The 17,572-nt window shown below is 37.2% G+C and carries 12 protein-coding genes; 4 read left to right on the forward strand and 8 right to left on the reverse strand.

All coding sequences use genetic code 11. The annotated features are described in order from the left end of the window. The first annotated feature begins 435 nt into the window (after positions 1–435). Genes OZP13_RS03650 through OZP13_RS03660 form a run of 3 tightly spaced genes read left to right on the forward strand, consistent with a single transcriptional unit; the run spans position 436 to position 6,180 of the window. Positions 436–2,298, forward strand: coding sequence for a DNA topoisomerase IV subunit B (locus OZP13_RS03650; protein ID WP_269242435.1), 1,863 nt, complete (start codon positions 436–438; stop codon positions 2,296–2,298). 21 nt (positions 2,299–2,319) lie between these two features. Further along, entirely contained in the window at positions 2,320–3,474 is a 1,155-nt protein-coding gene (locus OZP13_RS03655; protein WP_269242436.1) for a PDDEXK nuclease domain-containing protein, read from the forward strand. Continuing rightward, positions 3,475–6,180, forward strand: coding sequence for a DNA gyrase/topoisomerase IV subunit A (locus tag OZP13_RS03660; protein ID WP_281298704.1), 2,706 nt, complete (start codon positions 3,475–3,477; stop codon positions 6,178–6,180). 63 nt (positions 6,181–6,243) lie between these two features. Here OZP13_RS03660 and fbp read toward each other — a convergent pair whose 3' ends face one another. The 8 genes from fbp to OZP13_RS03700 all read right to left on the reverse strand — a co-directional run bounded on the left by fbp (position 6,244) and on the right by OZP13_RS03700 (position 16,161). Beyond that, positions 6,244–7,263, reverse strand: coding sequence for a class 1 fructose-bisphosphatase (gene fbp, locus OZP13_RS03665; RefSeq protein ID WP_281298705.1), 1,020 nt, complete (start codon positions 7,261–7,263; stop codon positions 6,244–6,246). Between the two features lie 31 nt (positions 7,264–7,294). Then, positions 7,295–8,029, reverse strand: a complete 735-nt coding sequence (locus tag OZP13_RS03670) for a rhamnogalacturonan acetylesterase (RefSeq protein WP_281298706.1) — start codon at positions 8,027–8,029, stop codon at positions 7,295–7,297. 20 nt (positions 8,030–8,049) lie between these two features. Then, positions 8,050–9,402, reverse strand: coding sequence for a glycoside hydrolase family 28 protein (locus tag OZP13_RS03675; protein WP_281298707.1), 1,353 nt, complete (start codon positions 9,400–9,402; stop codon positions 8,050–8,052). 103 nt (positions 9,403–9,505) lie between these two features. Then, complete coding sequence (gene pelA / locus OZP13_RS03680; RefSeq protein ID WP_269242444.1) at positions 9,506–10,594, reverse strand: pectate lyase; 1,089 nt, start codon at positions 10,592–10,594, stop codon at positions 9,506–9,508. A gap of 19 nt (positions 10,595–10,613) precedes the next feature. Then, a complete protein-coding gene (locus OZP13_RS03685) occupies positions 10,614–12,245 on the reverse strand; it encodes a glycoside hydrolase family 43 protein (protein ID WP_281298708.1) in 1,632 nt (543 codons plus the stop codon). A gap of 15 nt (positions 12,246–12,260) precedes the next feature. After that, positions 12,261–13,490, reverse strand: a complete 1,230-nt coding sequence (locus OZP13_RS03690) for a glycoside hydrolase family 88/105 protein (protein ID WP_281298709.1) — start codon at positions 13,488–13,490, stop codon at positions 12,261–12,263. Between the two features lie 239 nt (positions 13,491–13,729). Continuing rightward, positions 13,730–14,665, reverse strand: coding sequence for an alpha/beta hydrolase (locus OZP13_RS03695; protein ID WP_281298710.1), 936 nt, complete (start codon positions 14,663–14,665; stop codon positions 13,730–13,732). Positions 14,666–14,721: 56 nt separating this feature from the next. Beyond that, a complete protein-coding gene (locus OZP13_RS03700) occupies positions 14,722–16,161 on the reverse strand; it encodes a glycoside hydrolase family 28 protein (RefSeq protein ID WP_281298711.1) in 1,440 nt (479 codons plus the stop codon). 307 nt (positions 16,162–16,468) lie between these two features. On the opposite strand from OZP13_RS03700, the gene OZP13_RS03705 reads away from it, so the two are divergent. Continuing rightward, positions 16,469–17,554 carry a LacI family DNA-binding transcriptional regulator gene (locus OZP13_RS03705; RefSeq protein WP_269242451.1) on the forward strand — a complete coding sequence of 362 codons (1,086 nt, stop codon included), beginning with the start codon at positions 16,469–16,471 and terminating at the stop codon, positions 17,552–17,554. Positions 17,555–17,572 lie beyond the last annotated feature (18 nt).

The following is a 17,572-nucleotide window of genomic DNA, read 5'->3' on the forward strand; positions in this document are numbered from 1 at the left end:
AGAAGGATTAGAATGAAGTAATAGCCTAGAAATAATCAAGATGAAACAAACACGGTATAGCTATTTCAGGACGAGTCATCAAAAAAATAGTGACTCCCACTCAAAGCCCACTCAAAGCCTACTCAAAGCCTACTCAAAGCCATAGATAAGCCTAGGTTGTGGTACCCTTGAATTGTGCCAAAAAAACACATCTTTTTTTACTAATATAAAGCCCAAGCCAACCGCATATGGAGACGAAATCAAACTCCATCAATCAGAATATCCAAAAGTAGTCTATGGGGTTCGGTAAACTAAAATCCACTGTCAAAAATATTCTTGATAACTTTGAGGCAGACCACTTTTATAATACTTCGAGAAATACTATATTAGCACACCCGAGGTCGATGCGAAAAGCATTGACCGAATTGAACGCAGTTAAAATCGATAAAATTTAAAATGTCAGATCAAGCTCAATACAACGAAGACAATATACGCTCACTCGACTGGAAGGAACACATCAGAATGCGTCCCGGAATGTATATCGGAAAACTCGGAGATGGTTCTTCTTCTGATGATGGAATTTATATTCTTCTCAAAGAAGTCCTAGACAACTGTATCGACGAGTTTGTTATGGGCGCCGGAAAAACCATCGAGGTAACTATCAAAGACAAAACGGTTTCGGTTCGCGATTACGGTCGTGGAATCCCATTGGGAAAAGTGATTGACGTGGTTTCCAAGATGAATACTGGTGGAAAATACGACTCACTGGCATTTAAGAAATCCGTAGGTTTGAATGGAGTGGGAACAAAAGCCGTGAATGCTTTGTCCCATTATTTTCGCGTGGAATCGGTTCGTGACGAGAAACAAAAAGCCGCTGAATTCTCGGCTGGAAATCTGGTTTTGGATGAGGAAATTATTGACACAACCAAACGAAAAGGTACCAAAGTAACTTTTATTCCAGATGAAACCATTTTCAAGAATTACAAATTCCGTTACGAATATGTAATTCGGATGCTCAAAAACTATTGTTATCTCAACAATGGTTTAACCATTTTATTCAACGGCGAAAAATATTTTTCCGAAAATGGATTGAAAGATTTATTGGAAGAAACCATTAATGTAGAGGATTTAGAATATCCAATTATCCATTTGAAAGAAGGCGATATTGAAATTGCATTAACGCATAGCAAAACCCAATATTCAGAAGAATATCACTCTTTTGTAAACGGTCAAAATACCACTCAAGGTGGAACGCATTTGGCGGCTTATCGCGAAGCCATCGTGAAAACCATTCGAGAATATTACAACAAACCATTCGAAGCTTCGGATGTTCGAAAATCCATTGTTACAGCGATTAGCATCAAGGTGATGGAACCCGTTTTCGAATCGCAAACCAAAACCAAATTAGGTTCTACAGAAATAGGTTCGGAACCTGGAATGCCATCGGTTCGTACTTTTGTCAATGATTTTGTAAAAAATAAATTAGACAGTTATTTACACAAAAATCCAGAAACGGCTGATGCTTTACTTCGCAAGATTTTGCAAGCCGAAAGAGAGCGTAAAGAATTATCCGGTATTCGAAAATTAGCCAAAGACAGAGCCAAGAAAGCCAATCTGCACAACAAGAAATTACGCGATTGTAGAGCGCATTTGACCGATACCAAAAACCCAAGAAATTTAGAAAGTACGCTTTTCATTACCGAGGGAGATTCGGCATCTGGTTCCATCACAAAATCACGTGATGTAAATACACAAGCGGTTTTTAGTTTACGAGGTAAGCCTTTGAACTCCTACGGAATGAGTAAGAAAATTGTGTATGAGAACGAAGAATTCAACTTGTTGCAAGCGGCTTTGGATATCGAAGACGATATGGAAAACCTGCGTTACAACAACATCGTGATCGCAACAGATGCCGATGTCGATGGAATGCACATTCGATTATTGTTGATTACTTTCTTCCTTCAATTCTTTCCTGAATTAATCAAAGAAAACCATTTGTATATTCTGCAAACACCATTGTTTAGGGTTCGAAATAAGAAAGAAACCATTTATTGCTATTCCGAAGAAGAACGCAAAGACGCCATTGAAAAACTAAAACCAAAACCAGAAATCACCCGATTTAAAGGTTTGGGAGAAATATCGCCAGACGAATTCAAGAATTTCATTGGCGAAACCATTCGATTGGATCCAATTATGATGGACAAAAATACTTCGGTAGAGCAATTGTTGTCTTTCTATATGGGAAAAAATACGCCAGATCGACAAGAATTCATTATCAATAATTTGAAGGTGGAATTGGATACGATAGAGGCGAGTTAGTAGAAGTTTAAAAATAAAAATTTGTCAAAAGACCTTCAAAATAAAATGTTGTTCCAACAAGTAGTTGAGCTATTGCAAAATGCCCGACAACAGGTTTTGCGTACTGTAAACACAACTATGGTTTGCACGTATTTCGAAATTGGAAGAATGATTGTTGAAGAAGAACAAAGTGGAAAAGACCGAGCAGAATATGGTAAACAAATTCTAAAAGGACTTTCTCAAGATTTGAAAAAGGAATTTGGGAAAGGGTTTTCTATTGATGTTTTAGAAAGAATTAGAAACTTTTATTTGATTTATTCAAAATCCGCATCACTGTTGCGGATATTGGAAATAAAGAATTCCGCAACAGTGTTGCGGAATTCTGAAGTTTCAGTAAATGAAGATTTATCAATTTCGCCAACACCGTCTACGAAATTCAAATATCAAAAAACGCAGACAGTGTCTACGATTTCTGAATTACAGAAAACATTATATGACTTTTTCAAATTAACGTGGTCTCATTATTCGTTTTTAATGCGAATAGACGATGAAAAGGAAAGACGTTTTTATGAAATAGAATCTGAAAAATACAATTGGAGTGTTCGAGAATTAAAACGACAATACGATTCGGCACTTTATACCAGATTGGCTTTGAGTCGAGACAAAGAAGGGGTTTTAAAACTTTCAGAACAAGGCCAGATTATTGAGAAACCAAAAGATCTTATCAAAGATCCGTATATTCTAGAATTTCTTGGATTGCCAGAATTGCATCAGTATTCTGAAACGGAATTAGAGGCGGAAATCATTAGTAAGCTAGAGCATTTTCTATTAGAATTAGGTCACGGATTTACGTTTGTTGCGCGTCAACAAAGAATTACTTTCGACGATAAACACTTTCGAATTGATTTGGTTTTTTATAATCGGGTTTTAAAAAGTTTTGTTTTAATTGATTTAAAAATAGGAGAATTGAAACATCAAGATTTAGGTCAAATGCAAATGTATGTTAATTATTACGACAGAAAAATGCGATTGGAAGACGAGAACAAAACCATTGGAATTGTTCTTTGTCAAAACAAAAGTGACTTGGTTGTGGAATATACTTTACCAGAAAATAACGAGCAAATCTTTGCCAGTAAATACAAAACAGTTCTTCCAAGTAAGGAAGATTTAATAAAATTAATTTCGGAATCAAAATAAATGAAAGACGAAGAAGAAGATAACATCATTCCAAACGAAGACGAGAATAACGAAGAGTCAACCGAGTCCACGAGCGAAGAAGGATTCGAAGACATAATCACTTCGGGAGGAAATCATTTCTACGAGAACGACGAAAACAGCGAAGATACCATTACCAAAGTTACAGGAATGTACAAAGACTGGTTTTTGGATTATGCTTCCTATGTAATTCTCGAGCGAGCAGTTCCTGCTATTGAGGACGGTTTCAAACCCGTTCAACGCCGAATTATGCACTCGCTTAAGGAATTGGATGACGGCCGTTACAATAAAGTAGCGAACGTTGTGGGACACACGATGCAATACCATCCACACGGAGATCAGAGTATTGGTGATGCGATGGTGCAAATTGGCCAGAAAGAACTACTGATAGATTGTCAAGGAAACTGGGGAAATATCCTCACGGGCGATGGTGCTGCGGCTTCTCGTTATATCGAAGCACGTTTGTCTAAATTTGCTTTGGAAGTCTTGTATTCTCCAAAAATCACCGATTGGGGTGTTTCCTATGATGGCCGTCGTGCCGAACCCAATAATCTTCCCGTAAAATTCCCATTGCTTTTGGCGCAAGGTGCTGAAGGGATTGCCGTTGGTTTATCAACTAAAGTGTTGCCTCATAACTTCAATGAATTAATAGATGCTTCCATAAAGATTTTGAAAGGAAAACCATTTACAATTTATCCCGACTTTATGACAGCGGGAATTGCCGATGTTTCCAATTATAATGATGGATTGCGTGGTGGACGGGTTCGGGTTCGTGCCAAAATTGCCCAGTTGGACAAAAATACTTTGGTGATTACCCAAATTCCGTTTTCAACAAATACTACGACTTTGATTGACAGTATTTTGAAAGCTAATGAAAAAGGGAAGATTAAAATCAAAAAGATTGAAGACAATACCGCTGCTGAGGTAGAGATATTGATTCATCTTTATCCAGGAGTTTCTCCAGACAAAACCATCGATGCTTTGTTTGCTTTCACGGCTTGCGAAACTTCGGTTGCGCCATTGGGTTGTGTGATTGAAGATAACAAACCGTTGTTTGTGGGCGTTTCGGATATGTTGAAAATTTCGACAGCCAGAACGGTTGATTTACTCAAGGCTGAATTGGAAATTCAACTGGAGGAACTAAAAAATAAATGGCATTTTTCTACTTTGGAAAAAATCTTCATTCGTGAAGAAATGTACATTGATTTCAAATTGTATTCCGATAGGGAATCACTTTACAAATATATGTACGACCGATTTGAGCCTTTTGCAAAATCATTCGTTAGGGAAATTAACGATGATGATTTACAGCGATTGACTCAAATTCCAATGATTCGTATTACTCGTTTTGACTCTGATAAAGCCGATGATTTAATTGCCAAGTTGGAAGACGAAATGAAGGAAGTAGAGCATAATTTGGCCAACTTAACCGATTTTGCCATTGCCTATTTCACCAAATTAAAAGAGAAATACGGAAAAGGAAGAGAACGTCAAACCGAATTGCGAAGTTTTGATAATATCGAAGCGACCAAAGTAGCTTTGCGAAACACAAAACTTTACGTAAATAGGGAAGAAGGTTTCATTGGAACCGGATTGAAGAAAGATGAATACGTTACGGATTGTTCGGATATTGATGACGTGATTGTTTTTCTCCGTGATGGAAATATGATGATTTGCAAAGTCGATGAAAAAAAATTCGTTGGAAAAGACATCATTCACGTGGCTATTTTCGATAAAAGCGACAAGCGAACGATTTACAACATGATTTACCGTGACGGAAAATCGGGGCCATCTTACATCAAACGATTCAACGTTTCGGGAGTTACTCGCGACAAATTATACGATTTGACCAATGAAACCAAAGGCTCGCAAATCTTGTATTTTACTTGTAATCCAAATGGCGAAGCGGAGGTAATCACTATTATTTTGCGCCAAATAGGAAGCATCAAAAAACTGAAATGGGATGTGGATTTTGCCAATATTGCCATCAAAGGTCGCGCTTCGAAAGGGAATTTGGTTTCCAAATATCCAATCAAAAAAATTGAAATCAAGGAAAAAGGAATTTCGACCTTGAAACCCAGAAAGATTTGGTTTGACGACACGGTTCAAAAACTGAATGTGGACGCCAGGGGAGAATTGTTGGGAGAATTCAGACCTAACGACAAGATTTTGGTGATTTCTCAATCCGGAAAATTGAAAGTCATCACGCCGGAACTATCTACCCATTTCGATGAAGACATGGTGGTTCTGGAAAAATGGCATCCAAAAAAACCGATTTCTGCCATATATTATGATGGAGAAAAAGAGCGTTATTACGTGAAGCGTTTCTTGATAGAAAACGAAAACAAAGAAGAAACCTTTATTACGGAACATCCAAAATCGCAACTAGAAATTGTTTCAACCGATTATCGTCCGATGGCGGAATTGGTTTTTGCCAAAGTCAAAGGAGTTCAAAAAGAAAATCAAACGGTTGATATCGAAAATTTTATCGCCGTAAAAGGCTTCAAAGCGCTCGGAAATCAATTGACCACCGATAAGTTGAAACAAGTCAATTTATTGGAACCTTTGCCTTATGAAGAACCGGAAGAAGTGATTCCTGAAGAGTTGGAAGTAGAAGGCAGTACCGATATTGAAGAAGGTGACATTCAACTCGACGATGATGGTCAAATTACTTTAAGTTTAGAATAAAAAAAGCTCCGAAAGGAGCTTTTTTTGTACAATTTATGACGAAATCTAAAATTTGAAATCAATCTAGTATTTACTCAATTTGGCAGCGAGCATAAATTCTTCCACTTTGTCCACCATATTGGCGCTTCCGCAAAAGAAAGGACATCTTTCGTGCAGTTCGGTTGGAACGATTTCCATTATTCTCGAAAATCCGTCCGAGGCTTTTCCTCCGGCTTGTTCCGCTATAAATGCCATTGGGTTGCATTCATACAAAAGGCGCAATTTTCCTTTTGGCGATTTGGTACTTGTTGGATACAAATAAATCCCCCCTTTTATCAAATTACGGTGAATGTCTGGTGCCAAACTTCCAATATATCTCGAAGTGTAAGGTCTGTCACCTTCCTCGGTTTGGCAATATTTGATATAGTCTTTGATTCCTCTTGGAAAATGAACATAGTTTCCTTCATTTACAGAATAAACGGTACCATCAACCGGGAATTTCATTTTTGGATGCGACAAATAGAACGTTCCAATAGCAGGATTCAAGGTGAAACCATTTACACCGTGCCCAGTGGTATAAACCAAAATCGTTGAGGTTCCGTAAAGCACATAACCCGCTGCAACTTGAGCTGTTCCGGGTTGTAAAAAATCTTCCATTGTTACAGGAGTTCCCACTTCGGAGATTCTTCTGTAAACCGAAAAAATGGTTCCAACGGAAGCATTCACATCAATGTTTGACGAGCCATCCAATGGATCCATCAAGAGCACATACTTGTTGTTGTTGCCTTTATCGCTCCCTTGAACGGTAATGAATTCATCGTTTTCTTCCGAAGCAATTCCGCAAACAATTTCTCGGTTGATTAGCGTTTGAATGAAAACCTCATTGGCATAAACGTCCAGTTTTTGCTGGTCTTCGCCTTGAACGTTTTTTTCGCCAACACCACCAATGATGTCAACCAATCCAGCCTTGTTTACTTTATAACTGACTACTTTTGCAGCCAATTTGATGGAGTTGAAAATGCGGGACAATTCACCCGACGAGTATTGAAATTCCTTTTGGTTTTCAATAATAAATTCCCCTAAAGTTAGATTGTTTTCTTTCATTTGAGTTTGGTTTAGTAGTAGTTAGTGTGATTTATAGTTTGATATATTTTACTATATCTAGTTTAGTTTTTTTCAATTCTTCTACGGCAATTTTGGCAACTTCGGTGGCTCCTTTTACGCAAAGATGCGTGTCATCGGCTTTGTCTTCTTTGTAATAAGGGATTTCTCCAGCCTTGAAATGCAAATGCAATTGTTTTGATTTCTCGGTACCATACGATTGTTCCAATAGTTCAGTCAAATATTCCATATCGATGAAGGGAACGTTGTATTCTTGGGCTACCAAGCGTGCTTCCATGGTATAATCGCCGTGAGTGCTTATCAAAACACCCTTTTCATTGAAATTTCTTCGAACGATGGAAGAAAAGATAATTGGTGTGGCTCCTTTTGCCCTGCTTTCTTCCACGAAGCGAATCAAATTGTGTCGATAGGCCGTATGTGGATTGGTGTAGCGCAAGGAATCTTTTTCTTTTGCATCATTATGTCCAAATTGAATAAAAACATAATCGCCTTTTTTTAGGGTTTTAAGAATGTCGTCCCAACGTTTTTCAGCAATAAAACTTCGGGTGCTTCTGCCATTTACGGCTCTGTTGTCGATGGTAATGTTGTCATTAAAAAAAAGTGGCAACATTTGTCCCCAGCCGCGTTCCGGGTTTTCTTCGGGTTTTATTTTATTGGCCATTGTAGAATCGCCAATGCCGTAGATGGTTGGTTTTTGTGCAAAACAATTTAGCGTGAATAGCAATAATAAAAAGGTAATGAATTTCATAGTATTTAGTTTTAATGAATTTATTTTACGGCTGTTGGAGTTGTAGCTTTTGTGCCAATTACAACTTCATTTGTGGTTACATTTTCGGTGTTTGTAATTGTCATTCCGTTTTTGGCAGATTGTATGTTGATGTTGTCCAATTTGATGTTGGCTACTTTTTTATCCGGAAACCCTTCGATTACAATTCCTGTATTTGTGGCTTCGACACAGCTAATATTGGAAAAAGAAATATCGGAAACTTTGGAAGGAAATAGCCCACCGCCTTCTCCGTGATAATTGGCGGTGATGTAAAGACAATCTTCTACTTTTCCAAAAGCCAAGTTGTTGAAATAAATATCCTTGACATAGCCACCTCGATCAGAATTGGTTTTTATAAAAATCCCTCTTTTCAAATAGCCGCGAAATTTGCTGTTTTCGACATATACATTTCGAACGCCGGCCGACATTTCGCTGCCAATGACAATGGCGTGCAAACCTTTGAATTCACAATTTCTAATGACGATGTTTTCCGAAGGCGTATCAGAATTGCTGCGGCCTTCATCGTCTCTTCCTGCTTTGATGGCCACGTTGTCGTCGGCATTGTCAAACAGTACGTTTTCTATTAAAATATCGCTGGAATATTCGGGGTCAATGCCATCGTTATTGTTGTTGTGGGCATCGTATTTTACGCCACGAATCGTTATGCTTTTGCTTTTTAATAAATGGACGCACCAAAAAGGGGAATCTTCTATCTGGACATTTTCTAACAGAATGTTTTTTGAATTGAAAAACTGGATCAGCTGTGGCCTTAAATAATGGCCTTCGCCAAAAATCCGCTCTTTGAGGGGCGTGTTTTTATGGTTCATTTCCCTGCTCAACAATTGGTCTTTCTTTTCCAGAGGCTTCCATTTTATCCAAGTGTTTTTGGCTTCGCCATCGATGATTCCGTTGCCTGTTATGGCAATGTTTTCTACGTTGTTGGCGTAAATCATTGGGCTGTAATTGTAAAGCATTGTGCCTTCCCAACTGGTTAAAACCAAGGGATAATCTTTTGGATTGGAACCAAATCGAATTTTGGCGCCGTCTTCCAAATGCAGATTTACGTTACTGACAAAATGAATCGGGCCATTCAAGGTGTAAATTCCTTTCGGGACAAGGATGGTGCCTCCGTTATTTTTTTTGCAAAGCGCCATTGCCTTGTCAAAAGCGGGTTTGGCATTGCTGATGGAATCGCCTTTTGCACCCAATTTTGTAACTGTAATTTGATAGGAAGGAATGGTAGGTAATGGAATCCGTTTGATGATTTCATCGACTTTATGGGACGGGAAACTGTTATTTTGGGCAAAACAATAAAAAAAAGAAAAGAACAGGCAGAGTAAGAGTTTGTGTTTCATTTTCTAATATTTATAATTGTTATATACTAAAAAAATCGCCGTTTCCGGATGGTTACGACGATTTATGTTTTTTGGCAATAAATGGGATGAAATTTAGAAAATTTTATTTATTGTATTTTCTGCTCCATTTGGAATATTTTTTCAAAACTTCTTTTGGTTGATTGGAGTACCAACTGTATCCAGCTCTTCTCTCTTGACCAATGTCAGACAGTTTGTCTTTTTTAATTCCATCACGATCACAGAAAAAAGGTTTGCTGGTTTCAAGATCCATAAATCTAGCCCATATTGGCATTCCATTTGCAGGATCATCGATCATGACTTTATCTGAAATTTTTCCGTCTTCTCCAATGATGCGTATTTCTTTAAGAGAATTAATTTTTGTTTTTTCGAACCAATTGTAGGCACTATTTACCGCGTTTATGATTTCAGGCGTAGGCTCTTTAATGGACATTAAAAGCAATACAATTTTAGCCGATTCTTTTCCACTCAAAGAAGGGAGTTCATAAGCTCTTGCTTTTGCTGGCAGAAGGGTAACTTCATCGTGCTGCTGACACCAACCGGTAAGTGTTTCTCCTTGTTTGTATTGTGTTTTTAAAATACAATCAATGCCTTTGTCGAAAGCTATTTTGGCTTTGTCAAGTGTGGCTTGAGGCGGTTTTATGGAATAAACATTTGTGTTTTCGATGCAGTTTTTTAGGACATTTAATGTGTTGACCATCGAATCGTCATTATAGGTAATATGCGTGTAATATCCTTTTTTGAGGGGATAAAATTGAGGCCAACCTCCGTTTTCATATTGTGCTTCTAACAAGTAATCTAAACCTGCCAGGAAGGATTTTGAATATCTTTCGTCATTTGTTTGCGCATACATTTTAGAAAGAAACAACATTTCCTGGGTGGTGGCTTTATTGTCCGTTGTTATTTCTTTTGTGTCAGATTTAAGCTCAATTAATTTTTGCTTGTCCTGGTTAGTCAATGGAGCGTGCATTTCAATGTTTTTTGGCCAACCTCCAATGTTGCGTTGGTATAACAATACATTTTCGGCAACATCATAGGCTTCTCTGGTTGCAAACCAAGCAGGCTCTTTTTTAGTTATGATTTCAGACCATTTTTCTTGGCTAAGTTGTGCATAACTACTAGTGCTCATTACAAATAATAAAGCAAGGATGATTGTTTCTTTTAATTTGTTCATTTTTTTTTAGATGTTTTATTTATTTTGTTATTCTAAACCAGTCAATACGAACGCTTCCCGCGTCATTTATGTTTCCGTTTCTAAGTGCTAAAAAGCCTAATTTTGCCCCAATCCATTTGCCTTCTCTTGCAGTAAAATCAGTTCCAATGGCAGTGAATTTTTTGCCGTCTTCACTATAGAAGAAATTGCAAATTCCGCCCGCTTTTACTTTTACTTGAAGGTAAAAGGTATTGCTTTTTAATTGGAAGGAATCACTTTCGGTTTCTTTTCCTTTTTTGTCTGCGTTTTTACAGATTACTTGCGATATGGAAAGTTGTCCAGCAGTTTGTTTTACTTTCAAATAGCTGTAATCAAGTCCCATTATTACCAAACCGGTTTGTTCATCGTCAAAACGGGCATTGAAAGTCATTTTGGTGGTTGCGGTAAATTCGTCGGCTGGAAATTTTTGCAATAATAAATTCCCCACATCAAATAAATTGGTCGCTTCTTTTGGCATTGGACGGCAATACATTGTATAGTAACCCATTGTAGATGGAAAACCCCAATATACTTGTTGATTGGCGTGCCATTGCCATTGCAACCCTAACTTGGGAGAATTAAATTCGTCCGAATCAGGTGGAGTCGTGATAGGATATGTTTTTCCAACATTGGGTTTCTTGTAAGTTGCCACAGGTTCGCCGGTTCCATCGCCATCTTTGTCCGTTCCGATTACCGGCCAATCATTGATCCATTTCATGGGTTGCAAATGAACGACTCTACCGTAGGCAAACTTGTCTTGAAAGTGGAAAAACCAATCTTCACCAGTTTGTGTTTGAACCCAAGCACCTTGGTGTGGGCCGTTGACTTTTGTTTTCCCTTGATCCAGAACCTTTCTTTTCTCGTATGGACCCCAAATATTTTTTGATCTCAACACGGTTTGCCATCCTGTAGGTACTCCACCAGCGGGAGCAAAAACATAATAATAGCCATTGCGTTTGTATAATTTTGGACCTTCGATTGTGGCTTCGCCATCGTGACCGTCAATAATAATAACATCGTCATTGTTGTTGGCAAGAGTTCCTTCTGGGTTTAAAGAGCAAATTGCCAGTAAACTTTTGAATCCTGCACGGCTTCCAGCATAAGCATAAGCAAGATAGGCTTTGCCGTCATCGTCCCATAATGGGCAAGGGTCAATCAAACCTTTTCCTTCTTTGACCATAACGGGTTCAGACCAATCGCCTTTTGGGTCTTTGGTTTTGATCATGTAAATTCCATAGTCAGGGTCAGGATAATAGATATAAAATTCCTCATTGTGGAATCGTATGGACGGAGCCCAAACTCCGTTTCCGTGACCGGGTTTGTCATAAACGTCGAAAGGAGGTTGTTTTTTAAGGGCATAATTGACCAATTCCCAATTGACCATATCCTTGGAATGCAAAATGGGCAAACCAGGAATGCAATTGAAGGAAGATGAGGTCATGTAATAATCATCACCAACACGAATGGCATCGGGATCAGAGTAATCGGCATTGATGATTGGGTTTTTGTAAGTTCCATCGCCATTGTCGGCTACCCAAACTTGGGAACGATTCGTTTCGTTTTTTTCTTGCGCAATTGCCGTTTGAAGAGCAATGATGCATAAAAAAAGCGAGGTGATTTTTATAAATTTCATTCGAATGACTATTTTTTATCTGTTTAATTCTAAAGCAGCCAAAATGAATGGTCCGGTTGCTTTTGGGTCATTGTCTTTTTTCTTTTCATTCACATAATATTCGTAAGAACCATCTCTGTAAGGGTTTCCGCCAAGTCCTGCAACAGCGCATACATCAGTCATTGTGATGGTTCCGTCGGCATCCACTTTCATCAATTTGGTGGTTAAACCATCAAATGCCTTGTTTGCCAATTTTTTGTATTTTGCCGGCAAGTATCCTTTGTTGGCTCCTTTTGCAAAAGCATAAGCAAACATGGATGAACCAGAACCCTCCAAATAATTTCCTTTTTTGCCTCCCTTGTCAGTTACCTGATACCATAATCCAGATTTGTCTTGGTATTTCGCTAAAGCAGCACAAGCATTATTCAAATAACCTACCAATTCTTTTTGTTTTGGATGATCTTTAGGGAAATAATCCAAGGCATCAACAAGTGCCATTACATACCATCCTAAAGCTCTTGACCAGTAATTTGGCGAGTTTCCTGTTATTTTATTAGCCCAAGGCATTAATTTTTTCTCGTCCCAACCATGATACAACAATCCTGTTTTTGGATCAGTTGCATGCAATTGAATTTCTTCAAATTGTTTGGCAACATCGTCTAGATTTTTTCCGTTTTCAAAAGTAGCGGTGTATTGCGCATAGAATGGCTGTCCCATATACAAACCGTCAAGCCACATTTGGTTGGTGTAAATTTGTTTGTGCCAAAATCCACCTGTTGAAGTTCTTGGTTGCCCTTCCAATTGTTTTTTCAGGGTTTGCATGGCTATCAGGTAGCGATTGTCTTTTGTTGTTTCGTATTGGTTAAACAATAATCGTCCAGGCAGAACCAAATCTATATTATATTTTTCTAATTCATAAGTTTTGATGCTACCATCATTTTGAACTAAAATATCTACATAATTTTTTACATATGCAGCATATCTAGGGTCTGGATTTTTTTTATACAATTCTTCGAATGAGTGTAGCACTAAAGCGTGCACGTAGTCCCATTTTGGAGCTTTTGCATTATCAATCATATAAGCTTCAGGATGACGTTTCATTAAAGTCAACGCCATTTTATCGGACCATTTTGCGTTTTTTGATATTTCAATTTTTTGTGGTTCAACAGTTTTTACTGGTTCTTGTGCCACGGTTTTGCAACTAAAAAAGGCTAGTGAAATAAAAAGCGTTGTTGCTTTAAAAGCATTTAGTTTTTTGTTTAGCATGATTTGTTTTTTAATGTTTATTGTAATTTTTTGTCTAATATTATGGCTTAAAGAAAAAGAGATTAAGCTAATTTTTGTTTTTATGTCGTCGTTGCCAATTAAATCAAAGAGTGTACCATTCTAACTTGTTTGTATTCTTTTTATTGAAAAAATGATGCTTTTTTCCGGTTGTTTTTATTCGAGTATAAAGGTTGGTTTAGGTTTTAAATTAAAGTTTGGGTTGCTTTCATTTTGCAAATTTATTTAAATATTTTATTTAAAAATTGAGTAGTGTAATTTATTGTTTCATCAAACCAAGGATTCAGGAACCAAAAGGAGTGAGGCGAATTTTGAATTGTTTGGATTTCATTGTATGTTCCATATTTGTTTAATATTGTAATCATGTCGTCTCTGCCAGCGTGAAATCTAGGAATGCTGCTGTTAATGAATAGTATGGGAGGCGTATTGCTGTCTGTATTATTTAGTGGTGAAGCTTGTTGCCAAACCATTGGTTTTTCCTCATAACTTCCGCCCAACCAAAGCCCTGCGACAGTCCCTTCTATTGATTCTGGATGTTTGAATGCCAAGATACCATCGACATCAACTATGGCATTAACTTTTGATGAAAATTTGCTATTCGTTTTAGCGTCTTCGAAATCACTTTTTCCATTTGTTGTTCCTATTAGAGCAGCCATTTGTCCACCGGACGAGCATCCCAATACAGCCACTTTTGTGGTATCCATATTGAATTTTCGTGCTTTTTTTTTGATATACTGAATTGCATTTTTGACATCAAAAATAGCGGCAGGATACGGTGCTTCAAGAGACAGTCGGAATTCAATGTTGAAACAAGAGTATCCTTTGGAGGCCATTTCTATGGCAAATGTTTCCATTTGGGATTTGTTGCCAGACCTCCAGCCTCCGCCGTGAATGATTACTATTGCGGGATTAAGTTTCTTGTTGTTATTGTAATATGCATCAAAATGCAGCTCACGATTTTTTATTTTTTTATAAACGATTTCCTTTTTTTGATTTACGTTTTCATGCTTTCGAGTTGGAACATAACTGATATGTGGATGGTCTTTTTTTACTTTATTGTAAACGCTTTTTACCGTGTAGCTTGTGTCAACAGGGAAGCTGCTTTGCGCAAAGGCAATTTTAGTGAAAAATAAAAAAATCAGCAGTCTCTTTTTCATTGTATTATTGTAAAGATAGAACAGGTTTCCAAAATATTAAAAAAGGAGCTTATCGTTTAATTAGTTGTGTTTTTTACAAGCTCTCCATTAATATAGGTTTCAATAAAATTTAGGTTCGAAACATTTTCAATAGAAAAAGGAGTGCCTACTTTGTCGATAGTAACCTTTTTGAATGTTATGTTTTTTATTGGAGATGCTGCGTATCCTTTGGCCAGAATACTATATTTTCCGGCATTTTTTACTTTAACATTTTCTAACGAAATATTTTCAATTCGGGGGATGAAATTACCGGTTTGGTTTCCGTGTACATTATAAAACATGTCTACTTTTAATACGGCTTCTTTAACTTGTCCAATTTCGATATTTCTGACATAGAAATTTTCGATTAAAGCACCTCTTCTCGAATTGGTTTTTAATCGTATTGCCACATCTAGGTTGGGACTGTTCATAATGCAATTTTCTACATAGACATTGCTGACTCCTGCCGAAATTTCGCTACCAATGGTTACGCCTCCATGACCGTCAAACATTGTGCAGTTTTGCACCACGATGTTTTCGCTTTTTATGGCAACACGTCTTCCGTCGGCATCTCTTCCTGCTTTTATGGCAATACAATCATCGCCAGTATCGAATGTGCAATTTTTGATAATCACGTTTTTAGAATATTCGGGATCACAACCATCATTGTTCGGGCCGTGACTTCTAACTGTCACGCCATCTATGGTTATGTTTGTAGATTTAATTGGGTGAATGACCCAAAAAGGAGCATTTATAATGGTGACATCTTTTAAAAGGGCATCGGTGCATTCAAAAAACTCCACAAAATTAGGTCTAATGTAATGGCCTTCTCCAAAAACTCGGTCAGCAACAGCTATGCCTTCTTCTGCCATATCTACTAAACGTGGTCGGTTGAGAGGGTCAGACTGACTCGGAATTCCTTTTTTCCAGCCATAGGAACCGCCTCCGCACCAAGGCCACCAATTTTCTTTCGTGGCTTGACCGTTTAGAGTTCCTTTTCCTGTAACGGCAACATTGTGTTTTTTATAGGCATATATTAGAGGGGAATAATTCATCAATTCTGTTCCTTCAAATGAGGTGTGGACAATGGGATAATCGCCAGGTTTTGTGCTGAACAAAATTTCTGCACCTTCTTCCAGATGAAGATTTACGTTGCTTTCCAAATGTATGGGACCTGTATAATATTTTCCGGCAGATACCAAAACGATTCCTCCTCCATTTTTGGAACAAGTTTGGATTGCTTCTTTAAATGCTTTGGAATTGTCAAAAAGGCCATCAGCTTTAGCTCCATAATCCGTAATTGCATATTTTTTGTTGCCGAAAGTAGGTGTTTTGACGTTGTTAATCACTAATTGCATGGCTTTCCATGGGGCATTGTCTACAACTGATTTTTGTTTATTTACTCCACAAGAATTAAGTAATAAAGAGAAAAAAGCAAGCAACAATAGTTTTTTTATAGATATTTTTATTTCAGTCATTCTATGATTTAATTAAAATATATGGGTTTGAATAAATAATGCAATCGATTACACAAACGTAAATATTAATTTTCATATTACCAAAATAAAATCATTAAAAATAGAATAACGATAAAATAAAGCATTTATTTATTCACTTGGTTTAAAAAAATAAACAAATGTAAGTAGGTTTTTATTTTTTATTCAATAAATTTGGCTATTAATTAGTTTAAATTATTGTTTGGTGTAATCGATTTCGCTTAATAATAATAGTTTATAAAAAAATAATATTAATTTTACATAAATTAAATATAATAGTGTTCTCCAAATGAATAAAAAAACAACAATTTACGATATTGCCAAAGTGCTTGATATTACCGCTGCTTCAGTATCAAGAGCATTAAATAATAATCCCAAAATTAGTGAAAGCACTCGTAAACTTGTATTGGAGACAGCGGCTAAAATGAATTATAAGCAAAATAAACTCGCCCTGGCATTGCGAAGTGGAAAAAGTTATAATGTAGGTGTGATTGTTCCCCGTATTGACAGTAATTTTTTTGCGTCGGTAATTAGAGGAATAGAGGAAGAATTATATGCACACAAATACAATGTTATTATTTGTCAAACGCACGAAGACGAGAAAAGAGAGTTCGAGAATATAAACACCCTGTTGAATGCCCAAGTGGATGGTATCTTGATGTCTGTTTCAAATGTTGTCTCTGAAAATGCCTCTGAAAATGATCGAATTATAAAGAAAGTTATAGAGAAAAATGTTCCTTTAGTCTTTTTTGATAGAAAGAAAAATATTGAAGGCGTTAGTTCGGTAAGCATAAATGATTATGATGTGTCCTATTTGGCGACCAAACATTTAGTTGAACAAGGTTGCTCTCGTATCGCCCATTTTAAAGGAAATCTGGCTTTGGAGATATTTGCAAATCGTCTTGGCGGGTACAAGCAAGCGTTGTTGGACAGTGGAATTGATTTCGATGAAAATTATGTTGTCCAAACCAAGAGTAGTGTCGAAGCAGGAGCACAAGCTGTTAATGCTCTTATGAAATTGAAAAATCCGCCAGATGCCATTTTTTCTTCGAGTGATTTTGCTGCTTTGGGAGCTATTCAAGAATTAAAATCTAAAGGGTTACGAATTCCGGAAGATTTTTGCGTGGTAGGTTTTGGAAACGAACCTTTCACGGATTTTATGGAACTTCCGATGTCAACGGTAGATCAAGTTCCTTTGGAAATGGGAAAAATGACCGCCAAAGTATTTCTGGAACATATCGATAATACAGGAAATGCCAAAATAGAAAAGAAAGTCGTATTGACTTCGGAATTGAATATTAGACAATCCTCTTTGAGATATTCGGAAAGTCGGCCTATTGAGGTGGTTAATAACAAAAAAGGTGTAAAAATTTAATTTCACACCTTTTTTTAT

The organism is Flavobacterium limnophilum (assembly GCF_027111315.2).
Taxonomy (GTDB): domain Bacteria; phylum Bacteroidota; class Bacteroidia; order Flavobacteriales; family Flavobacteriaceae; genus Flavobacterium; species Flavobacterium limnophilum.

Excerpts from the sequence above, each read along its gene's own strand:
- OZP13_RS03650 (WP_269242435.1), top strand. The coding sequence starts at position 436 with ATGTCAGATCAAGCTCAATACAACGAAGACAATATACGCTCACTCGAC.
- OZP13_RS03660 (WP_281298704.1), top strand. The coding sequence starts at position 3,475 with ATGAAAGACGAAGAAGAAGATAACATCATTCCAAACGAAGACGAGAAT.
- fbp (WP_281298705.1), bottom strand. The coding sequence starts at position 7,263 with ATGAAAGAAAACAATCTAACTTTAGGGGAATTTATTATTGAAAACCAA.
- OZP13_RS03670 (WP_281298706.1), bottom strand. The coding sequence starts at position 8,029 with ATGAAATTCATTACCTTTTTATTATTGCTATTCACGCTAAATTGTTTT.
- OZP13_RS03675 (WP_281298707.1), bottom strand. The coding sequence starts at position 9,402 with ATGAAACACAAACTCTTACTCTGCCTGTTCTTTTCTTTTTTTTATTGT.
- pelA (WP_269242444.1), bottom strand. The coding sequence starts at position 10,594 with ATGAACAAATTAAAAGAAACAATCATCCTTGCTTTATTATTTGTAATG.
- OZP13_RS03685 (WP_281298708.1), bottom strand. The coding sequence starts at position 12,245 with ATGAAATTTATAAAAATCACCTCGCTTTTTTTATGCATCATTGCTCTT.
- OZP13_RS03690 (WP_281298709.1), bottom strand. The coding sequence starts at position 13,490 with ATGCTAAACAAAAAACTAAATGCTTTTAAAGCAACAACGCTTTTTATT.
- OZP13_RS03695 (WP_281298710.1), bottom strand. The coding sequence starts at position 14,665 with ATGAAAAAGAGACTGCTGATTTTTTTATTTTTCACTAAAATTGCCTTT.
- OZP13_RS03700 (WP_281298711.1), bottom strand. The coding sequence starts at position 16,161 with ATGACTGAAATAAAAATATCTATAAAAAAACTATTGTTGCTTGCTTTT.
- OZP13_RS03705 (WP_269242451.1), top strand. The coding sequence starts at position 16,469 with ATGAATAAAAAAACAACAATTTACGATATTGCCAAAGTGCTTGATATT.